The following is a 21,263-nucleotide window of genomic DNA, read 5'->3' on the forward strand; positions in this document are numbered from 1 at the left end:
TCTTAATTTTTAATATAAGGGATAATTATTGCCTAAGTACACAAATTTTCAATGACTTTAGTGCACGTCAGACCAATAAAACGACCCTGTAAACGAATTAGCAAACCGTAAACAGGGTCGTACATTATAACTGAATAATGTTGAATATCCTACGTTTTACTCGCTAGATTCTCCAAGAGCCACGCCTTCTCTTCGGGGATCAGCGCCACCGAACAACAAGCCTTCTTTTATTTCTATCGCATGAATACCAGAATTTAAATCAGAGATCCTAACTGTATGGCCTTTGGACTCCAACCAAGGTTTGATTGCTTTCAAACCAGTTCCTTTTTCAAGAGTCGTGTATTTATTTCTATTTGTAATACGTGGAAGATTAATTGCTTGCTGTGGCGTTAGGCCCCAATCAAGTACTCCAATAACAGTCTGAGCAACATAGTTTATGATTCTGCTACCGCCCGGAGAGCCCACAACCAACTTTAAACTGCCATCTTTGTTAAACACCATAACCGGGGACATTGAGCTTCTTGGTCTTTTATTTGGCTCGACTCTATTTGCCACCCATTGACCGCCAATTTTCGGAGAAAGAGAAAAATCGGTTAATTGATTATTTAACAAATAGCCATTCACCATTACCGTAGAACCAAAGCCCATTTCTATTGAGCTGGTCATCGATACGGCATTACCTTTGCTGTCAACAATAGACAAGTGTGAGGTTGAAGGTAATTCGTAGCTGTTATCCTGTGCATATGCTATTTGACCCATAGTTGGATCGCCAACTGGCACGTTTTGGTTGTCTCGCTCTCCAATCAATTTTGCTCTAGATTTTAAATAAACTGGATTGAGTAAGCCTTGAGTCGGCACATTCACAAAGTCTGGATCAGCAATAAAGTGGTTTCTATCAGCAAATGCAAGTCTAGAAGCTTGTGTGAATAAGTGAACTGCCTCTGGTGCATTAGGCTTGTACTGAGCGAGTTTTTTTCCTTCTAGCAACTTCAGGATTTGCAAAACTGTTAAACCACCACTACTTGGTGGTGCCATCGAGCATACCTTGTATTCGTGATATGACGTGCACACCGGAGCACGCTCTTTACTTTGGTAATTTGCAAGGTCTTCCATTGACAGTTTACCCGGTGCTATTTCAGATTTTTGAACCGCTCTGACCATATCTTCAGCATATTTGCCTTCGTAAAATGCTTTTGGACCATACTCAGCAATTTCTTTATATATCTTAGCGAGTTCTGGATTCTTAACGATTGTGCCAATGGCAAGTGGCTTGCCATCAGGATAAAAGTAATCTTTAGCTGGAGAAAGTTTCGTTAAACCTGGATTAAACTCCTTTTTGAGCAGCATATGCAACCTTGGTGAAACTGCAAACCCTTTGTTCGCAAGTTCAATAGCCGGTATAAACAGCTTTCTCCACTTTAGCTTTCCGTATTTATCGTGGGCTTGCTTCATCGCATGGATAATGCCAGGCACACCAACTGAGCGACCACCGACAACGGCTTCTAACCAACGAACAGGCTTACCTTCCTTGTCTAGGAATAATTTATGTGTGGCTTTTTTAGGTGCGGTCTCACGGCCGTCAAAAGTCGTCAGGTAATCGTTACTTTTGTCATAGTGAAGAATAAATGCCCCCCCGCCAATCCCCGAAGACTGAGGCTCAACTAAGGTCAACACAAGTTGCGCAGCAATTGCAGCGTCAATAGCATTACCACCTTGTTGCAACATTAATTGCCCTGCTTTGCTTGCATGCGGGTTCGCAGCAACGACCATGTACTTTTCAGAGATTTTTTCCTTTTTCAAGGTAAAACCAGTCGAAGCTTCTGGCTCTCGAACTTCTCTAGGTTTTGTTTCACCAGCATAGGTTGCTGTAGGTAGGGTTGAAGCCAATAAAAAGGCAATCAATGAGCGCTTATAATTCATATTCATATTATTAATTTTCAATCGTCGTTGGCATCATAAAGGTTAACAGGCACAATATACAAAAATAGCTAATATTGTGAACATAGAATGCTTGGTTTAAACCTGCCCTTAAGTCGAAATTATATACTCCCGCCAATTGTACTGTCGCTTACAGCCATACTATTAATGGCTTTTAATCTGAGAGATGTGCTTGAATTTCACCGTGTACTTATCAGTGATGGCGAAATTTGGCGTATTTGGAGTAGCCAATATATTCATACTAATTGGACTCATTTAGGTTTAAATCTAATTGGTATACTGTTTATCTGGATACTTCACGCTGAGCACACTTCCCCGACTCGCTATTTTGCCCACGTAATTTTATTAGGCATTTGGACAGGAGTAGGAATTTGGCTTTTTTGTCCTGATATCAAAGTATACACTGGCCTCAGTGGATTGCTACATGGAATTATCGTCTGGGGGGCTCTAAAAGATATTCAAACGAAAGAACCCACTGGTGTGCTTTTATTCCTGGGCATTGCCGGTAAACTTGCATGGGAGCAATATGCAGGTCCTAGTACTGAAGTAGGTAATTTGATCAATTCTCGCGTTGCCATTGAGTCACATCTGATTGGTGCAATTGGCGGTGTTGTATTAGCGCTTCCACTGTTAAAAGATAAATTTGGGTTCACTAAGGCTTAAAAAATACAGGCGGCCGTTGCTAAAACGCCGCCTTTATTTTAGTTTGGAACAACATTAAACACCCTACCGTTGATACCCACTCCATCGGATTCCCATACAATTAAATGGAACTCATCAGTTAATTTTGTAATAGAATGAAAATTCTGATTGTTTTGCATTGTTTGTTCAATTGGGAACACAGAAGACTCATCAACGTAATTATTTTGCATGAACTCGATAACCTTTCCCTTAACACCGACTTTTTCGGGGTAACTATATTGAGTCCAAATAACCAAAACTTCATTTACAGATACAGTACTTGCATCAACTGATTCAGAGCCCTGAACGAAATAGTCAGATATTTTAAATTCAGTTGCAAAAGTGAGGTTATTAGCATTTGTTAAGGTAGCAATTCGGCCAGCTGCATACATTTGATTATATCCACTGCCGCTTTGTTTATAACCTTTCCACGTGAACAGTAACCGTTCTTCGTCAAGGGTAACAACGTTTGGGTAAAACTGAGCGCGGACCTGCTCTTGATTTACAACAAGCTCATTCTCAAAATTTACTATTCCACTTGGCGAAAATACTGCAACACGAGCTGCGATACCTGAGCCTTGACTATCTGCACTTGGGTCGTTGGTAATCCAAGTAAACACGGCTCTTGTATCATCAAGAGCCGTTACTCTCGGTGCATTTTGAACACTTTGCGAAAGCTCATTGACTTGAAATTGATTTTGTTCAATGAACACTCCATTTGGTTGAACCACCCCAATTGAAGCCTCAATACCGACGATTTGTTCGTCGTAACCAGTCCATGTAACTAGCAACCTCCCATCGGATAACACTGTAGCGTCAGGCATTGGCACCGACGATTGCTCAATCGCTATTTTTTGCTCGGGACCCATAGTCCAACTATCATTGAGAGCAACTGTAACCACTCGTAGATAAACTTCATATGTGTTGCTCCAAATTATAGCAATGCGACCATCCATTAATCGTACTGACACTGGCGGGTTCCAACCACCTAATTTATAGGTATTGGAAATAGACTGAGCGTTACCAAGTGTTATGGTTTTATCGGCATTAATGTAGCCAATTCGGCCTTTGACTTTATTCGGGTAAGATGATTCAGCCCAAGTAAAGAGCACTCTGTCTTCACTCAATTTAGTAACATTTGGCTTAATCCCTTTTTTCCACTCTCCTTCAGTTACTAAAAACTCTTCAAACCCTTCGATTTGACTAGCTTGAACAAGATGTGAATTATAAAGGGTGCAGATAACAAACAGATAGAAAACGATTGCTTTTAAGATATGCATTGAATTTCTCCACTAGTAATCCTTACTACATGACGAATTTCGCTTAAATACATATGATCAGGTTAGACTCAAACAAATTACCCTGACTAAAGTAAGCATATCTATACTATACATCTAACATGACAATTATGTTCTATGCCATATGCGTGATTACGTCCGATTGAGGAATGTTTTTTGATAGGAAGTCTAAAAACACTCTGGTTTTTGGTGTCAATAATTCACGTTTTAAATAAATCGCGTAAGTCGAGCTAAGTTTTTCATATGGGCTAAATGTGTACTGTGGCAATAGCTGCACTAGCGAACCTACTTCAAGTTCTTTTTTAATTGCCCAAAATGGAATCAGTGCAATTCCTGCATCATTTAGTAATAACTGCTTTTGCCCGTTTACAGAGTTAATTGAAAGGCCCTCTTTAATTTTAAGCTTCATTGGGCTTTCATTTATTAAAAACCAATTACGCCAACCTCTGTAACTATATTTAATACATGCAAACCGCTCCAGCTCACCGGGTGTGACTGGCGCACCATGGGTTTCTAAATAGGTTGGGCTTGCACAAATCACAAAATTATTCGCGGCCAAACGCTTTGAGATAAGGTTTGAATCCGATAATCGACCGCTTCGAATAGCAATATCTATGTTTTCATCAACTAAATCAACTACGCGTTCAGTAAGCTCTATCTCAATGTTTATATTTGGATATTGGCTTGTAAACCGCGGAACAAGCGGCATTATTACACTCTCTCCAAAGCCAACTGTCATGCTTAACCTTAATGTGCCTGAAGGATTTCCTTGAAGTGCATTAACGGCTTGCTTCGCTTCTTGGAGTTCTGTAACGATACGTTGGGAGTATTCATAATATTTCTTACCAGCTTCAGTTAGCCCGATACTTCTTGTTGTCCTGTTCAGTAATCGAACACCAAGCTCTTCCTCTAGAGCTGCTAATTGCCTAGAAATAGAAGAAGGCTGAACATCTAGATACTTACTAGCAAGAGAAATACTTTGCATCTCAACAACACAATTAAAATACGTCAGCCGATTTATTGTGCTCATTATGTATCCCAAATAGCTTTTATGCCTTTAGGCTAACCCATTATTGCCCAATAGACAAAAATACTTTGCTTCTCTGCATATGGATTGCTGTAAGAACAAAAATTAGAATCAACGCCTAGTTTTTGAAGAGGCATAAAAATGAAAGCAATGGTAATAAAAGAGCTTGGCAATAGTGACGTATTTCAACTTGAAGAACGTGAGAAGCCTAAGGTTCAACCTCAGCACTTAGTCATAGAAGTCAAAGCTACAAGCGTTAACCCCCTTGATACTATGCTGCGATCAATGGAAACGCCTTGGTCTAACAACCTGCCTGAAATTCTGCACGGCGATGTCGCGGGTGTCGTTGTTGAAGTTGGTGAAGGCGTCACGGGCTTTAAAGTCGGCGACGAAGTGTATGGTTGTGCGGGTGGTATTTCTGGGATAAACGGCGCTCTTGCTGAATATATGCTGGTTGACGCAAATTTAATGGCGCACAAACCTACAACATTGTCTATGAAGCAAGCCGCCGCGCTTCCATTGGTTTCAATAACCGCGTGGGAAGCACTACATGATAAACTAAAAATACAATCCGGAGACCATATTTTGATCCACGGGGCTACAGGGGGAGTTGGCCACATCGCAATACAATTAGCTAAATCTTTTGGTGCTACCGTGTCAGCCACCGTAAAGCCGCGTAACTTAGATGTAGCCAACAAACTAAATCTGGACAATATTATCAATGTTGAAGAGCAAACTGTCTCCGACTATGTAAAAGACTTAACCGATGGTGTCGGGTTCGATGCGGTGTTTGATACGGTTGCTGGTAAAAATATACAGCTTAGTTTTGATGCTGTGCGCATAAACGGAGAGGTTGCGACAATCTTGCCAATAGAAGACACGTTAAAAGTAGCACTTAAAAGCCTGACTTTGCACAGTGTGCTTATGCTTGTGCCCATGGTCCACGGTATCAATCGCGCTTCTCACGGTAAAATACTCACTCATATTTCTGCACTCGTAGACAAAGGTGCTATTAAACCTTTGATTGATGACAGTGATTTTTCAATATGGGACGTTGCTAAAGCACATGACCGATATCACTCAAGGCAAGCGGTCGGAAAAATTACGCTCTCCATGAGAAGTGAGTAATAAATCCGTAAGTTGAAAAAGCCAGCATGAAGCTGGCTTTCTTTGAAGACTTATAAGTTCTCTTTAAACAACTTATAAATACGACGGTATTCATCTAACCAACTTGATGGCTGCACAAATCCGTGCGGCTCAACTGGGTAGATCGCTGTTTCATAATTCTCTTTTTCCAGCTCGATTAGACGCTGTACCAAACGCACAACATCTTGGAAGAACACGTTATCATCTATCATTGGCGCGTTTATAAGCATAGGCTTATTAAGACCTTCAGCGAAGTAGATTGGTGAACTTCTTCTATAAGCGATTGGATCATCCGCTGGACGGTTAAGAATGTTAGACGTATACGGGTCGTTGTAGTACGCCCAGTCTGTAACTGGACGCAGTGCAGCGCCAGCTTGGAACAACTCTGGTTGTGTAAATAGCGCCATGAAAGTCATGAAGCCACCATATGACCCACCATAAGTACCTACTGAACCTTCATCAACGTTAGCATTTTCGGCCATCCATTTTACACCATCTGCCAAATCTTGAATTTCAGGCGTACCCATTTGGCGGTAAATCGCGGTTCTCCAATCACGGCCATAGCCTTTAGATGCGCGATAATCCATGTCCATTACTACATAGCCTTCACTTGCTAGCAATGAATGGAACATAAACTCGCGGAAGTATACAGACCAACCCATGTGAGAGTTTTGCAAATAACCTGCACCGTGGTTAAAGATTACGGCTTTACGCTTTTTACCTGTTTCACCTGGTTTGTAATCTGCTGGATAGTATACTTTTGCGTAGATTGGTTCATCTGTATGGCTTGACGGAACAGAGACAATTTTCGGCGCAATGAGCTTTTTGTTTAGAAAATTATCAGAAACTGTGTTGGTTAGGCGCTTCGGCTGAGTACCCGGTTTTGCATCTGCCACATAAAGCTCTGTTGGCATCATGATCTTTGAGTGTTTAAGCAAAAGCTTTGATTCATCTGGGCTCAACGAAAAGTCAGTCATACCATTTAAGTCTGTGATGGCTTCTTTCTTTTTCGTGTTTATGTCTACTGAGTAAACTTCGTAAATACCTGGGTGATCAACGTTAGCTTTAAAGAAAAACTGGCTGTTGTCTTTTGTAAGCTTAGGCTCAGAAACCACAAACTTACCAGAAGTCAGTTGTTTTGCTTTTCCGTCGATTGGTTTTACGTATAGGTGACTGTATCCGCTCTCTTCTGAAAGGAAATACAGCGAGTCTTCACCGTTTAACCAGCCAAAATCATTGTAAGCGTAATTTACCCAAGCACTGTCATGAAGCCTATGCTGTGGCGTGAGCTCTCCTTTTTCAAAGTCCATTGTAGTAAGCCAACGGTCTTTATTGTCCCAAGCTTTAAACATCAATGCCACTTGGTTGCCATCACTGTTCCATTGAATTGGAGATTGAGACCAGTACCAGTCACGCATTAATTTGATTGCGCGTGGAGACTTTTCAGATTTATAGCTTTCACCAATGGCTTCTGCGTTTTCCTTTTTTACTGCAGCAAGTACATCTTCATCGAATCCAGGAAGCGTTTCGAAGCCAACTGACTTCTGGGTATCTGCGGCTAAATCAAAGTAAATAACTTCAACTTCAACAGGTTTATTATCGGCAACGCGACTACGCGCAGGAACTGGGACGATGTTGCCATCTTGGCCGATATAATTTGGCATCATGTCTTTTTCTGTAGACTGAGAGTAAACATTGTGTTCACTAACAACGACAATTAGCTTGTCACCTTTTGGAGAAAGACTCGCTTCAACAAGGTTATTACCTTCACCAAGGTAAATGTGCTTATTAGCAATTGATAGGTTTTGGTCTTTAATTTCAGCCTTGCGAGCTTCAGCATCTAGCGTATTTTTGTGCGTTAGCGCAACATAATCGATTAGCTTATGCTGCTCTTTTGCAATATAAGTACTGGGTTCTTGCGTACCCTTTGGCTTATCTCCATTATGCAATTTGACCAATTCAGAAGTTAAACCAGTTTCAACGTTGACAGAAAAGAATGTGTTATCCACTCTATACGCCAATTCACCAGACAACATAAACTGGACAATGCGCTCTTGAGCTGAAGTCTTAGTTAGTTGCTTAGTTTTATTAGTGCGAAGATCTTTAACAAAGATATTTCCTTCGAACGTATATGCCTGAAAGCGCCCATCGTTTGAGTAAATCGCGCTGCCATTGCCTACTTCATGTAAGTCTGAAAGCGAAACTTGATTAATACCTTTATTGCTGTCAATCGCAAATGTATCTCTTAATTGATTACCTTTTTGCTTTTGATCGAAATAAATAGTGCTGCTGTCAGCGCCCCAAAATGCACGTTCTGGTGTGCGGCTAATCCAGTCAGGGTCTGCCATCGCTTGTTCTAGGGTGATATTCTCACTACCAAAATCTAATGGCGTTTGTACAACTGGTGCTACGACTGGTGCTTTAGAAATAGCAACTTCTGTATTAGAAGTCTGGCTTGTTGTTTGACAACCTGTCAGCAGTAATCCTGCCACAGCAATGCTCAAAAGGGATTTTTTCATCAGCGCTCTTCTTTTAATTTATAAATCTGGCTAATTTAATCAGAAGACAGCGCAACATTCGACTGGTTTAAGACAAATAAACAAAGTTTTTAGCTTGGTGGCAAAGTTTAGGAAGGCTTAGACACTTTTTACACAAAAAAAAGGCCAGTAAAGCTACTGGCCAAATACTCTCTGCGCTCACATAGTCGTTGATGGACAACGAGTATGAAATGAGGCATATCCACGCCTCAATAACTCTGACTTGAGTAAAATGAAAAAGTTCAAAAAAATTTAGTAAATTTATTGAATAATTCCGTCAAAAATTAGCAATAGTAATACAGAACTGACGATCACCCATAAAACTAAAGCCATTACAAATGGTTGCCAACCACATTGCTTGAGCACTTGCTTTGATATTCCCGCACCGATTAGGAATAGCGTCCCAACAAGCAATTCTTTCGCAATGGAGTAGCACGTATCCCATACGACTTTAAATTCTGGGAGCATTGTATTAATTGCTGCTGCTAATAAAAACCCAACAATAAATAACGGAATGCTAGCGCGCTCTTCAGAGCGCCAAAATACGCCTGCTAGAGCTGTATAAGGCACAATCCACATAGCACGAGTTAATTTTATCGTGGTTGCCATTGCCAAGGCTACAGGCCCATAAGCTGCGGCAGCGCCAACAACACTACTGGTATCGTGTATGGCTAATGCACTCCAAAGTGCAAATTGACTCTCTGTTAGTTCAAAGTAGTGACCAAGCCATGGGAAAATTAACAAGCCCGCGGCATTCAAAGAGAACACAATTGCCAATGCTACCGCTATCTCATCTTGTTTTGCCTTTATAACCGGTGCCATCGCCGCAATAGCACTACCTCCACAAATCGCAGTGCCAAACGAAATGAGCGTACCAGTATTGCGATTGAGCTTAAAAAGCTGAGCCAAGATTTCTCCTAAACCGATAATCGCAGTGATGCTTACAATGGTTAATACCAATGAGCTTCGCCCGACTTCTATCACCTGCATGACATCAACATTAAATCCTAGGCCGACAACAGATATTTTAAGCAGCCATTTAGATAGTGTTGCGCTTTGCTCTTCATATGGGTTTTTAAAACATAGCGCAAAACCAATACCAAAGAATAAAGCTAATGCAGAACCCACAAACGGTGTCACACAAAAGAAAAAGAACGCAACAAACGAAATTTTTAGAATTAATGCGTTGTTTGAATTTAGGAAGTTACTCTTGAACATATCAATTACATTTGTAATAAAAAAGCCGAGCTTAGGCTCGGCTTTTCTTAGTTTAGAATTAACGCATGACTGGTGTCTAGCACTCCAGGGTAGTCGTCTTCAGGCAGCATATCTGCCAATTCAGCTAACCTTTCACCCAATTGATGTAGGTTATCTGCTGAGACATTAATATGTCCCATTTTTCTTCCTGGTTTTGCTTGCTTCCCATACCAATGGCTAGAACAACCAGGTACGGACAAAACAGTATGAGGAATAGATTCTTGCCCCAACACATTTATCATCGCTGTTGGTCTGATCAAGCTTGTAGAGCCAGTCGGCAGACCCGTAATCGCACGCATATGATTTTCAAATTGACTCGTGTGGCAACCTTGTTGCGTCCAGTGCCCTGAATTGTGCACCCTTGGCGCAATCTCATTTACAAGTAGTTGGCCGCCAATATCGAAAAACTCGATTGCAAGTACGCCTACGTAATTGAGCTGCGTAGCAAGCTTCTCAAACGCGTCTTCTGCCTGCCCCTGAATCGCTGCTTTTTCTTTACCAGCTATAGATAAAGTTAGCACGCCATTAGTGTGTTGATTTTCGGTGAGAGGGTAAACTTTACACTCGCCATTTTTGCTGCGCACACCGATGATTGAGACTTCTCGGTCAAAAGGGATCATTTTTTCAGCGATGATTGAGTGTGGCGCACTTGGTGTACCGGACTCAATAAAGCCTGCCATTTCCGACCAAATTTGCTCAATTTGCTCTTCTGATTTTAATCGCCATTGACCCTTACCATCGTATCCTGCTTGACAGGTTTTAATGACCAGAGGCATACCCAGTTTGTCTACAGCTGCTAAAAAATGACTTTTTTCTGTTATCAGGGCGTATGGCGCACATGGCACCTGAGCTTCGTCTAACAATGCCTTTTCTTTGCTGCGATCGCCCCCCGTCGCGATTGAACGTTCACCTGGGTAGAATTTACCGCTAGATTCACAAATTGCGAGAACATCTTCAGGGATGTGCTCAAACTCTGCTGTAATAGCAAAAGCGCGCTCTACTTCTTGCTCAAGCGTTGAGTTTGATACTTCAAATGTAACAGGGTTGATTACTTGTTTTGTACTTACATCATAAGCCGAAACTTCTATGCCGAGGTGAGTCGATGACAGACTCATCATTCTTGCTAGCTGCCCAGCACCTAATACTAAGACTTTCATATTATTCTGCAGGATTTGGGTTAGCTAAAATTGTTTCTGTTTGAGCTTTTCGGAACGCTTCAACTTTTTCGAATATTTCAGGTTGCTGACAACCTAATATTTGAGCGGCTAACAAACCCGCATTAGCTGCGCCCGCGTCGCCTATTGCTAACGTGCCTACAGCTACGCCTTTTGGCATTTGGCAAATTGAAAGTAACGAGTCTACACCGTTTAATGTTTTTGATTTAACTGGTACACCCAATACAGGTAGGCTAGTGAAAGCCGCCGCCATGCCTGGTAAATGCGCTGCACCACCCGCACCCGCGATGATAACTTTAATACCACGCTCTGCTGCCGTCGTTGCATAATCGGCCAATAATTGAGGAGTGCGATGAGCTGAAACTACTTTTGTTTCATATTCGATGCCAAACTTGTCTAACATTTCCGCCGCATGTTGCATTGTAGGCCAATCAGATTTTGAACCCATAATAATGCCAACCGTCATAATATTTCCTCAATTCTAAATTAAACGATACTTACTACAGCGCTAAAGGGGTTGCGCCGAAATCGCGAGTATTATACCCGAGAGAAAAGTTAAAGCGAACAGCATAAAGGTAAAAAACCGCTAAGAGCGGTTTTTTATTGTAAACATCTGGGGCTGCTTTGTTTTTTACTACAGAGCATTGAGGTTAGTTGATTGCTTAAGCCACATCTCCCTGTTCGGTTGGTTCTGTTTGTTTTGTTTCACTATTGGCCGCTTCCCAATGTTGCATAAAGGCTTTTGGGCCGAGTATCAAAAACAACAAAGCGAGCCCTCCAGGCAGGAGGACAATTTTTAAAACAGGACCCAATATGTAGCTATAAAAAAATATAAATGGTAGGAAAATTAAAGACCCTAGAACTCGCGTTATCATTAAATATCTCCCTAATATTTGAGCGCGCTCAATTAATTTAATGAGCGCGCTCACTTTAGTCAAGTTAAAGATATATTTATTACATTGCGAAGGTTTTATGATATCCTCTTCACAGTCTACAAAACATTGATTTAATATGAAAAAGAGAGAGAAAACAGCACAGAAAATTCTTGACGTGAGCTGGCAGCTTTTTCAAGATTTTGGCTATGCAGAAACGACAACTAGGCAGATAGCAACTCACGCCTCTGTGGCTACTGGTACTGTTTTTAGCCACTTCCCCAATAAGATTGATATTTTGAAATTGGCAATGCATCAGCAAATAGATGCTGTCATCGCAAAGGCACATGCAGAAAACGAGCAAACCAGCCCAAGGCTAAGACTGCGTCACTATGCCAAATACTTATACAGCTTTTATTGCGAGAACAGATCTTTCAGCAAAGAACTATTAAAAGACCTTATGTGGCACAGCCAATACTTTGAGCAGCAAGTAGATAGTTTTAAGCAGATGCTTTTCGAAGGGCATAAATATGACGATATGAAAGCATCTGCTATGATGGACTGCTATTTTATGACTTTACTTCATGGTCTAAACAACGAAGCGCTATCCCCTGTTCAAATGGTTTCAATATTAACGGCGAAGCTTCAAATGATACATACATAACGAGCATGTAAGATGTGTTCTTATGTGTTTTACGTCACATCACGTTTGCCCAAACTAAATTCCCTTCCTAAGCTTTACATTGCGCTGTAAGACAAAATTCTACTTCTATTGTGAAAATATTTTTCGTGTTTTTACTGTGCTGTGGTTGGGTTGTCAGTGGCAGTGAGCTTTCAATTGCTGGCCAAACTAATAATTACGTAAACCTCAGCTCTCAAAGCAAATATATACAAGACAATGACTTTGGCATTGTTGACGTGCTCTCTTTGCCAGAATCTTCATGGCACGAGAACAAGTTGGATAACTTAAACTTAGGTTACACATCTCGCCATTACTGGATAAAAGTTAACTTTACCGTTCAAGACACAAGCCAATCCTATTTTTTGGAGATTGCTTACCCTGTACTCGATAGTTTAAAACTGTATTTAATGCAGCAAGATGAAGTTATTACATACGCTAAGCTCGGCGACAAACAAGTATTTTATGATAGACCAATACAACACCACAACTATGTAATACCAATCTCAACAGAGGTTTCAGGAGAACTTGTTTTATACATTAAAGTAGCCTCTTCTAGTGCGCTTCAGGTCCCACTTCGTTTATGGTCACGGCAAAAGTTCTACGAAACAGACCAAATTAATATGCTGTTCTTAGGCGCTTACTTTGGCCTAATGAGTGTAATGGCTATTTACAACCTACTCATGTATTTCTCACTTAGAGACAAAACCCTGCTTTACTATGTTGTTTACGTCAGTGCGATCATCGCTTTCTATATGAGTCTTTCAGGTCTTGGTTTCAGGTATCTATGGCAAAATAGTCTTTGGTGGAATGACCAATCTATCTTGTTTTTTTTGATATCAGCGGTACTCGCCGGCACATTGTTTATTGTTCGGCTCTTGGAGCTGCGTAAAAACAGTAAAACACTCTATTATGGCTGTGTGTTTATCGCTCTGACAGGAGTCATACTGTTATTTCTTTCAATGTACTTTAGCTACAGCGTGATGATTCGTGTAATAATCACTTACGCATCGATTGCATGTCTGTGGGGAGTGATCACACGAACAGTCAGACTATTCGAAGGCTCTCACTTTTCAACGTATTATTCACTAGCTTGGAACGCTGCGCTATGTGGCGGAATAATTCTCGCGGCTAACAAGTTTAACTTCATACCCAGTAACTGGTTTACAGAGCATGCTTTAACTATTGGTACTTCAATTGAAGTCGCATGCCTATCTTTTGCTATGGCTGAACGCATCAACTCTGAACGAAAAAAACGTTTTATCGCGCAAGCTAAGAGTATGTCAGAGATAAGAAAAGCAAATCAATTACTCGAGGTAGAGGTCGAGTCACGAACAAGAGAGCTCCAAGATGCATATGATAAATTAAAACACACCTCTAGAATAGACGAGCTAACCCAAGTATTTAATCGCAGAAGCTTGAATGAAGCGCTAAATACAGAATGCTTGCGCGCTAAACGGTTTGGACACTCAATTAGCCTGTTGATGGTAGATATCGATCACTTTAAAAAGGTAAATGACACATACGGCCATCAATGTGGTGATAAGTGCCTCTCTCAAATCGCTAATGTATTAAAAGGTGCATGCATAAGAGCTGGTGACACTGTAGCTAGATATGGTGGTGAGGAGTTTTGTATTTTATTACCGGAATGTAATGAGCATGACGCGCTTGAACTTGGAGAGATAATCCGCAAAAGAACACAAGCGACGGCCGTTAGATTCGACGATTGTGCGATAAAAATGACAGTAAGTATTGGTGTTACCACGGGATGGGGTCATGACTTGGAACCGCATAGGTTAATAAAACAAGCCGACATGGCGCTCTATTGCGCAAAGCAACATGGCAGAAACCAAGTTTCTCTTGGGTCCACACTAGATACTTAAGAGCCAGTAGATATCTATCTGGCTCTTTTATGACTATGCAAGGTGTGCAGATGACGCCTTTGATGAAGTTAATTTTTGGCAATACCAAATACTGTTTACTTCTCCGTGATACACCCTATGCTTGACTCTTTTTGCAGCCACTAAACCAGCTATCGCAAAACAAAGTGCGCCAGCTTCAACGCCTAAGTCAGCGGTAGATGAAGGCACCCAAATTCCCATGTTAGGCAGCAATAATCCGCATAAAGAAGTTAAAGGTACAATTAAACATAATAGTGAAAAGCTATGCAGGCCAACAAGACTAAACCTTGCTGCACCTAAAGCAAAAGCGCCTATTGTCGCAGCAAAAAACAAGCTGTAATACACCCACATGTATGCAATATTGATATTTAGGGCGGTCAAAGTAAGCCACTTGCTTGCTGCAAAAGTACCTGCGATACCGATTGCACTACCAAGACACACGCCAACCGTAAGGCTTGCCATGAAATTGCTGGATTTACTTTGCGTAACCTGTTGTTTCTTGCGCCGCTTTTCAAGCCAAATCAAGTTACCACTGTAAAATAAGAAAGCACCGCCCAACCCCATGATAAAATAGAGCCAACGACCTATCTCTCCGCCATAACTCCCAAAGTGCAGGCCAAAGAAGGTTTTTACGACAGATCCCCAAACCCCCTGCTGTCCATTACCATTTATCACACTGCTTGTGTCTACCTCTAAAGTGAATGGATTCATAAATAAAAAGTCGCTATGCGGGCCTCGCATAAATGACGCTTCGCTCAAAACTGCGACACTTGCCGAAGGATGCTCACTGTTTAATCCACGTAAATTTATACTTATAACCTCGTAGCCAGGCGCATAGTCCTCAACTCGTTTGCGAATGTCATTTAAATTAGGTAAAGCACTGACCTCATAACGTACCTCTTTGTGGTGCTCATCACCACCAAAAAGAGGTTTATCACCATATACCTGACTCAATCCGGCGTAGAACAAATCATGAAATGAAAATACAACGACTGTAACAGCTATGATGATATGAAAAGGCAAACTCGCAATACCCACAAGGTTATGACTATCGAGCCAAAATCTATTGGCACCTTTTTCCTTGCGTAATGCAAAAAAGCTTTTTAATAAACTAGGTAATAAAAATATCAAGCCGGACACTAGTGCAATAAAATACAAAAAGGCAGCAATGCCTAACACGTACACACCAGCTTGGTCATGGCCTATTTCACCAATGATACCAGCAGAACGGTGTAAATAATCGATAAGCATCGACAGTTCATTTACATGCCGCAATTCTGATACCAACTTACCTTGCGCATCCAAAGTGGCGTGCATCATTTGATCATCAAGCGAAAATCCGCCTGCTGAGCCACTGTCATACCAGTATACAGGTGAACTATGTTCATCAAAGCTTACTGTAACATTACCTACAGTATCAGGATATGCAGCAAAAACTTGTCGTAATAAAACATCATGCTGCCCGGTAGCAACTTGCTGTAATTGATAATCAGGAGGCGTTGCCCAGTCATCAATCGCACTACCAAACATCGTCAATGCACCTGCAAAAAAGCCGATAAATAGTAGTAAACCCGCAGTTATGCCAGTCCATGTGTGTACGCTTTGATAAGTTCTAAGAATATCAGATCTTATTTTCATAGCATGCCCCTTAAACCCGCTACGATGGCAATTGTTAAGCACGCAAAACCACCTAGCCAAGTCCAAGCTTGTTTGCCTGTTCTAAATAAGTAGACAAAACTCAAAACGATTAACCAAATAGGTGTAATAATCCACATGTTAAACTGTGTTTTCCAAAGCCGCTGCTCTTCAGAAATATGCTGAGTCAACCCATCTGGGCCTAGCCATGCGAAAATACCCACAACCCCTATACTCAAAAAGAAACCTGCAAAAATGCCAGCAAGCGTTTTACTCCACCAATGAGACTGAATTTTAGATTCATTCATAACTGCTAGTTTCTCCTCAATACCAAAATAAGCATGGGAACGCTAAACAGCGCTGTCATTAAAGTCACCAACCATAGAAAGACCGCAGCAGAAGCCGTAAAATTTAATAGCGCTATGATCATGCCCATCAACAAAAATATATATCCGAGCCTTTTAGATAATTTGCTTAATGGATTTTTTAATAATCGTTGGTGACGGCTAGTTAGGTAGATTAGCAGTATGCCAGTTGTGACTAGCAGTACTATCAAAAAAGTATACAAACGCGTGCTCCTTGTTTCGCATTGTTCATTTACACATACTTGCGGATTATAAACAAAACAGGAACGTAATGATAATGGTTATTATTACATTGCATTCTACTTAATGAATTGGCTCATAATAATCGCTTTGTTAGACCAAATACGTTACCTATAACATGATCGCTATGTGCCGTATTAAACCCAATGTTAGCAATATTTTAGTTTAATTAACGAAGGCACAGCAAAAAACCGCTTATTCGTAGCTAGTTTTTGTCTAGAGTGCGGGCACTACTGCACTTTATATCAGAGTGATGAGTTTTGAGTAATGGGTAGTTATTGAAAGTCATTATTCACACTGGTTGGAGGCTAGCTTAAGCGGTTTAATAGTCAATTGCTAGGTGTTTACAACGTTAGTACCAATTAAAAAAGAACGGGATTTCTAAGTCTCCCGTTTAATATTTTAAAGCTTAAGCTTCATGCTTTTAGACAAGAATTCACGATACGGGTAGCAAACGATATACATGTGAACCACGGTTTGAACAAACATAGCCATGAAAAGGTATGGAACATTAAAAACCTCTGTGATCTCGTAGCCTCGCAATATGAATTGAATAAAGCAAAGCGTCAGGTTATTAATTAACATATATACAAAAAGCTTCGAAGGCTGCTCTATATGGACTTTAGTGAACTTATGAAGCGCATATAAAGAGGCGGCTGCAAATAGAACAAATAGCATTTTGCATAAATAAAATAGCTTCCTCTTAGTGATGTAATCTGTACTTAAACTAAGTACTAATTCATCGGTGTACACACTACCGAACCAGTTTAATAAAGCCATAGAAGCGACAATAATCCAACACGCCTGTTGATGAAATAAATCACTTCCCTCTTTTGTTTTGATCAACGACACCAGCTGAACACGCCATTTAAATAGATAAACAGGTAGAAGCAACAAAAGACTGAATAAAAGAAACTGATTGAACAAGGCAAATGTAGCCCTAAAGAACTCTAAAGACTCTACCAAAACGATAGCCCTTTATGCCGTTCGTTATACCGCGTGTTTAATTCGAACATAAAACTCCCAATTGCTCAAAATAAGACTATTTGCCACTCTATTGGCAACACAAGATAATGAACTTCTTTATGTTTGACAATAAAAAGTTTAGGGCTACGTGTTTATCGACCAGATCGTAATTAACGGCGCTATGTCGTTATATTGTCTAGCGTTTACACTAGAACTAAAGTTAAAAGTGAGTTTGATTAGATTCGCAAATACCGTACGAAATAAGTGGCTGGTTAAAAACACTGAGGGTCGTTTATTTTGCTGTGAGCAGTTTAACAATGGGATATGATTGCCCTAGCATTTCAAGCAAGGGCAATAGAGCTATACATGTGGCCTTAGCCTCGTGCTTTGAAGTCTAACACCGTCGCGTTAATACAATAACGGTCTGTGCCATTTGGTCCCTCGTTTTTAAAAACATGCCCAAGGTGAATTCCCGACGATTTTGACCTTATCTCTGTTCTTACCATCCCATGACTCAGATCTCTATGATAAGTGACACTATCTTTAACTGGGTATTTGAACGATAACCACCCCGTACCTGAATTAAACCTATCCCGAGTATCAAAAAGAGGAGCTCCGCTTAGTTTATCAACAAACATTCCGTCCGGTGTATTCTTGAAAATATCATACTGTTTACAAAAAGGTCTTTCAGTCCCCTTTTGAAAGGCTATATCGTAGGCTTCCGAGTCGCCTAGTTTAAATGCACCCAGTACTTTGTAAAAAGTTTCTCTGTCCATGTAACCTTGAAAGCCTGTCACCTCCTTGCCATTTTCAATAAGAATGATAGTCGGTGTAGCCCATGTAGCCGACATGATCTCTAATCCCTTTAGTTGGTCAGCATATCTATAGTGTAATGGAATCGAACCTTCATAATCGTTTACGACATTATTTTTAAATTTTTCGCAATATGGACAATAACTACGAGAATCTAGAACCACGATGTGCTTACCTTTGAGCAGCGCTTGATTGTCTATTGCAGGCTTATCAACCGTTTTATTAAAAGTAACGCCAGTGCTGTGGTCTGGACAATATCCGTTCGGGTTTTTAGCTAAATAATTTTGATGATACTCCTCTGCCGGATAAAACTTTTTAAGCGGCTTTATCTTGGTTTGAATATCGTTATACCCTTTTTTCTGTAACAGGAGCTGGTATTCAGACTTGAGTCGAAAAGCTGTTTCTTTTTGCTCATCATTACTATACAAGATCACGGATCTGTATTGCGTACCGACATCATTGCCCTGTCTATTTTTCTGTGTGGGATCGTGGCTTTCAAAATATGCTTTGATTAAACGCTCTGTTGAAAGCAAGTTAGCGTTGTAAGTTACTTTAACCACCTCTGCATAGTTATTATCGTCAAACCTTCTTTGCGAACTAATGATATTTTTATAGGTTGCTTTAAAGCCTTTACCGTCTGCGTACCCAGACTCGGCATCAATGACCCCTATCATCGCTTCGTAACGTTTTTCAGGCCCCCAAAAGCACCCAGAACCCAACACGATGGTTTCTACGTTGACGCTTGCATTGTCCATTTGCGGTTTTGGCATCTCACTACCAAACGCGCTAAAAGTGTAACAGCCTAGTACAAAAGCAACTATTAGATTACTTTTCACACATATGCTCCTTAATTTTGTTTATCTGACTAATCAGACCGCACTTCAGTCAAATCCATTTCAATCGAACTGGCTATTTAGGGGATTACCCTTAGAAATTTTTAGTTAAGCAAAATCGTTTTTAAACTAATTAACAGTAACGTATCGGCTTAAACACTCTACTCATGTTCGGTTTTCAATCTGCTGCAAACCGTATAACCAATTGCTACACTATAATCACAGTGAGTTATTTCAAGTTGCACTTGCAACTCACCCTAGAATCCAAGCAATTCAACGACATTCAATTAATATGATATTGAAAATAAGGTAAAACGTTGTCACTCAATATTCAGAGGATTTTTAACATGTCTTTTATTTCTCGTCTTTCAACGATTGCCGTTGCCCTAGGCGCATCAGTCTCTGTACAAGCAGCCGATATTCAATTCACCTCAAAGCTGCAAGAAGCTAAATCTTTAGTTGTATTCAAAACTGAAGACCAAAAGCCTGCATTGAAATTTTTAGATAAGGCGACAAGAGCGCAATTAAATAAAGCACTAGAAAGCGAAGAATTCCAAGGTAAATTCGGTAAAACTGTAGAAGTTTTGGCCCCTGTTTCTTCTGAGTACGCACGCATTGTTGTTGTTGGCTTAGGTAAAGAAGATGAACTAAACGCAAGTAAAATGACAAAGCTCGGTGGCAACCTACATGCACAACTCGAGGCTAAAAAGTCAGAGACTGTCGCCATTGCTTTTGAAAACTTTGAGGGTGAAATTAACAACTCAGAGCTTGCTGCTCAATTAGCACATGGTATTAACCTTCGTGACCACACTTTCGAAGTATACAAAAAAGAGCCAAATACCTTTAACGTTAGCTATAGCATCGACGTAGACAGCAAGCGTAAAGCCGCAAAAGAATATTTAACACTTGAGCACATTCAATCAGGTGTTTTCTTAGCACGTGATCTAACCTCTGAAATCGCCTCAGAAATGACACCTGTAGACTTTGCCAAAGCAGCAAAAGAACTTGAGCAGTATGGTGTTGAAGTAAAGGTATTAGAGCCTGCTGAAATCAAAGAACTTGGCATGGGTGCCCTAGAAGCCGTCGGTCGCGGCAGTGCGCAAGGTTCTCGATTGGTTATTGCACACTATAAAGGCAATAACGACACACCTATCGCCCTAGTAGGTAAAGGGATTACTTTTGACTCAGGTGGCTACAACGTAAAAACGGGTAAATCAATTGCTTTAATGAAAGTGGACATGGCAGGTGCAGCCGCTGTTTTAGGCACTGTCCAAGCAATGGCAAAGGCAAAAGCGGATGTTAACGTTGTAGCCGTTATGCCGATGGCCGCCAATATGGTTTCTGAAAACTCTTTCGCACCAGGTGACGTGCTGCGCACTGCGGAAGGTTTAAGCGTCGAAGTATTAAATACAGATGCCGAAGGTCGACTGATTTTAAGTGATGCACTTTGGTATGCTCGTCAATTTTACAAGCCAGAAATCATGGTAGATGTGGCAACTCTTACGGGCTCTAAAATTAGAGCTGTGGGTAACGACTACTCAGCTATTTTTTCTGAAGATGATCAGCTTGTTAAAGAGTTCACTTTGGCCGGTAAAACTGTAAACGAGCAAGTCTGGAGGCTACCGCTTGGCTATAAAGGTGCATTAAAATCAGACATTGCAGATCTAACTAACATTGGTTCATATGGCCCTGGTGCTTCTACAGCGGCTACTTTCTTACAACACTTTGTTGGCGATACTCGCTGGGTACACTTAGATATTGCAGGTAACGCAATTTCTAAGAAAACCAAAGATGAAGTACCTGCCGGTGGCACTGGTTACGGTGTAAGAATTCTAAGTGAATGGTTATTGAGCGGTAATTAATCATTTTAAGAGAAAGGCCATGCATCAGCATGGCCTTT

Annotated in this window: 15 protein-coding genes; 5 read left to right on the forward strand and 10 right to left on the reverse strand. The window is 40.8% G+C overall.

What is annotated here, in order from left to right; all coding sequences use genetic code 11:
- Nucleotides 1–156: 156 nt before the first annotated feature.
- Nucleotides 157–1,920, reverse strand: coding sequence for a gamma-glutamyltransferase (ggt, locus tag N480_RS17585; RefSeq protein WP_063374229.1), 1,764 nt, complete (start codon nucleotides 1,918–1,920; stop codon nucleotides 157–159).
- Between the two features lie 165 nt (nucleotides 1,921–2,085).
- Between ggt and rrtA the strand changes: the two genes are divergently transcribed.
- Entirely contained in the window at nucleotides 2,086–2,601 is a 516-nt protein-coding gene (gene rrtA, locus N480_RS17590; protein WP_331245800.1) for a rhombosortase, read from the forward strand.
- 38 nt (nucleotides 2,602–2,639) lie between these two features.
- Here the strand turns inward: rrtA and N480_RS17595 are convergent, their stop codons facing one another.
- Entirely contained in the window at nucleotides 2,640–3,899 is a 1,260-nt protein-coding gene (locus tag N480_RS17595) for a hypothetical protein (protein WP_063373750.1), read from the reverse strand.
- Nucleotides 3,900–4,032: 133 nt separating this feature from the next.
- The gene (locus tag N480_RS17600) at nucleotides 4,033–4,947 is read right to left on the reverse strand and encodes a LysR family transcriptional regulator (RefSeq protein WP_063373751.1); all 915 of its coding nucleotides are present in this window, start codon (nucleotides 4,945–4,947) and stop codon (nucleotides 4,033–4,035) included.
- 138 nt (nucleotides 4,948–5,085) lie between these two features.
- On the opposite strand from N480_RS17600, the gene N480_RS17605 reads away from it, so the two are divergent.
- The gene (locus tag N480_RS17605) at nucleotides 5,086–6,072 is read left to right on the forward strand and encodes a zinc-dependent alcohol dehydrogenase family protein (protein WP_063373752.1); all 987 of its coding nucleotides are present in this window, start codon (nucleotides 5,086–5,088) and stop codon (nucleotides 6,070–6,072) included.
- Between the two features lie 50 nt (nucleotides 6,073–6,122).
- Here the strand turns inward: N480_RS17605 and N480_RS17610 are convergent, their stop codons facing one another.
- From N480_RS17610 to purE, 4 genes are all read right to left on the reverse strand, one after another.
- A complete protein-coding gene (locus N480_RS17610) occupies nucleotides 6,123–8,609 on the reverse strand; it encodes a prolyl oligopeptidase family serine peptidase (protein ID WP_196761516.1) in 2,487 nt (828 codons plus the stop codon).
- 279 nt (nucleotides 8,610–8,888) lie between these two features.
- Nucleotides 8,889–9,845, reverse strand: coding sequence for a YeiH family protein (locus tag N480_RS17615; protein ID WP_081231915.1), 957 nt, complete (start codon nucleotides 9,843–9,845; stop codon nucleotides 8,889–8,891).
- A 47-nt stretch (nucleotides 9,846–9,892) separates the two neighbouring features.
- On the reverse strand, nucleotides 9,893–11,041 hold the full coding sequence (locus N480_RS17620; RefSeq protein ID WP_081231916.1) for a 5-(carboxyamino)imidazole ribonucleotide synthase: 1,149 nt from the start codon (nucleotides 11,039–11,041) through the stop codon (nucleotides 9,893–9,895).
- Between the two features lies 1 nt (nucleotide 11,042).
- Nucleotides 11,043–11,525, reverse strand: a complete 483-nt coding sequence (gene purE, locus N480_RS17625) for a 5-(carboxyamino)imidazole ribonucleotide mutase (protein ID WP_063373754.1) — start codon at nucleotides 11,523–11,525, stop codon at nucleotides 11,043–11,045.
- Between the two features lie 545 nt (nucleotides 11,526–12,070).
- On the opposite strand from purE, the gene N480_RS17635 reads away from it, so the two are divergent.
- Nucleotides 12,071–12,595 carry a TetR/AcrR family transcriptional regulator gene (locus N480_RS17635; RefSeq protein ID WP_063373756.1) on the forward strand — a complete coding sequence of 175 codons (525 nt, stop codon included), beginning with the start codon at nucleotides 12,071–12,073 and terminating at the stop codon, nucleotides 12,593–12,595.
- 125 nt (nucleotides 12,596–12,720) lie between these two features.
- Entirely contained in the window at nucleotides 12,721–14,493 is a 1,773-nt protein-coding gene (locus N480_RS17640) for a sensor domain-containing diguanylate cyclase (RefSeq protein WP_155732890.1), read from the forward strand.
- Between the two features lie 33 nt (nucleotides 14,494–14,526).
- Here the strand turns inward: N480_RS17640 and N480_RS17645 are convergent, their stop codons facing one another.
- From N480_RS17645 to msrA, 3 genes are all read right to left on the reverse strand, one after another.
- Nucleotides 14,527–16,149 carry a PepSY-associated TM helix domain-containing protein gene (locus tag N480_RS17645; RefSeq protein ID WP_063373757.1) on the reverse strand — a complete coding sequence of 541 codons (1,623 nt, stop codon included), beginning with the start codon at nucleotides 16,147–16,149 and terminating at the stop codon, nucleotides 14,527–14,529.
- The gene (locus tag N480_RS17650; RefSeq protein ID WP_063373758.1) at nucleotides 16,146–16,454 is read right to left on the reverse strand and encodes a hypothetical protein; all 309 of its coding nucleotides are present in this window, start codon (nucleotides 16,452–16,454) and stop codon (nucleotides 16,146–16,148) included. The genes N480_RS17645 and N480_RS17650 overlap by 4 nt, the downstream gene beginning before the upstream one ends.
- 1,637 nt (nucleotides 16,455–18,091) lie before the next feature.
- Entirely contained in the window at nucleotides 18,092–19,300 is a 1,209-nt protein-coding gene (gene msrA, locus N480_RS17660; RefSeq protein WP_081231941.1) for a peptide-methionine (S)-S-oxide reductase MsrA, read from the reverse strand.
- Nucleotides 19,301–19,710: 410 nt separating this feature from the next.
- Between msrA and N480_RS17665 the strand changes: the two genes are divergently transcribed.
- On the forward strand, nucleotides 19,711–21,225 hold the full coding sequence (locus tag N480_RS17665; protein ID WP_063373761.1) for a leucyl aminopeptidase: 1,515 nt from the start codon (nucleotides 19,711–19,713) through the stop codon (nucleotides 21,223–21,225).
- Nucleotides 21,226–21,263 lie beyond the last annotated feature (38 nt).

Origin of the sequence: Pseudoalteromonas luteoviolacea S2607, assembly GCF_001625575.1 — a bacterium.
In the GTDB taxonomy this organism is placed as follows: domain Bacteria; phylum Pseudomonadota; class Gammaproteobacteria; order Enterobacterales; family Alteromonadaceae; genus Pseudoalteromonas; species Pseudoalteromonas luteoviolacea_E.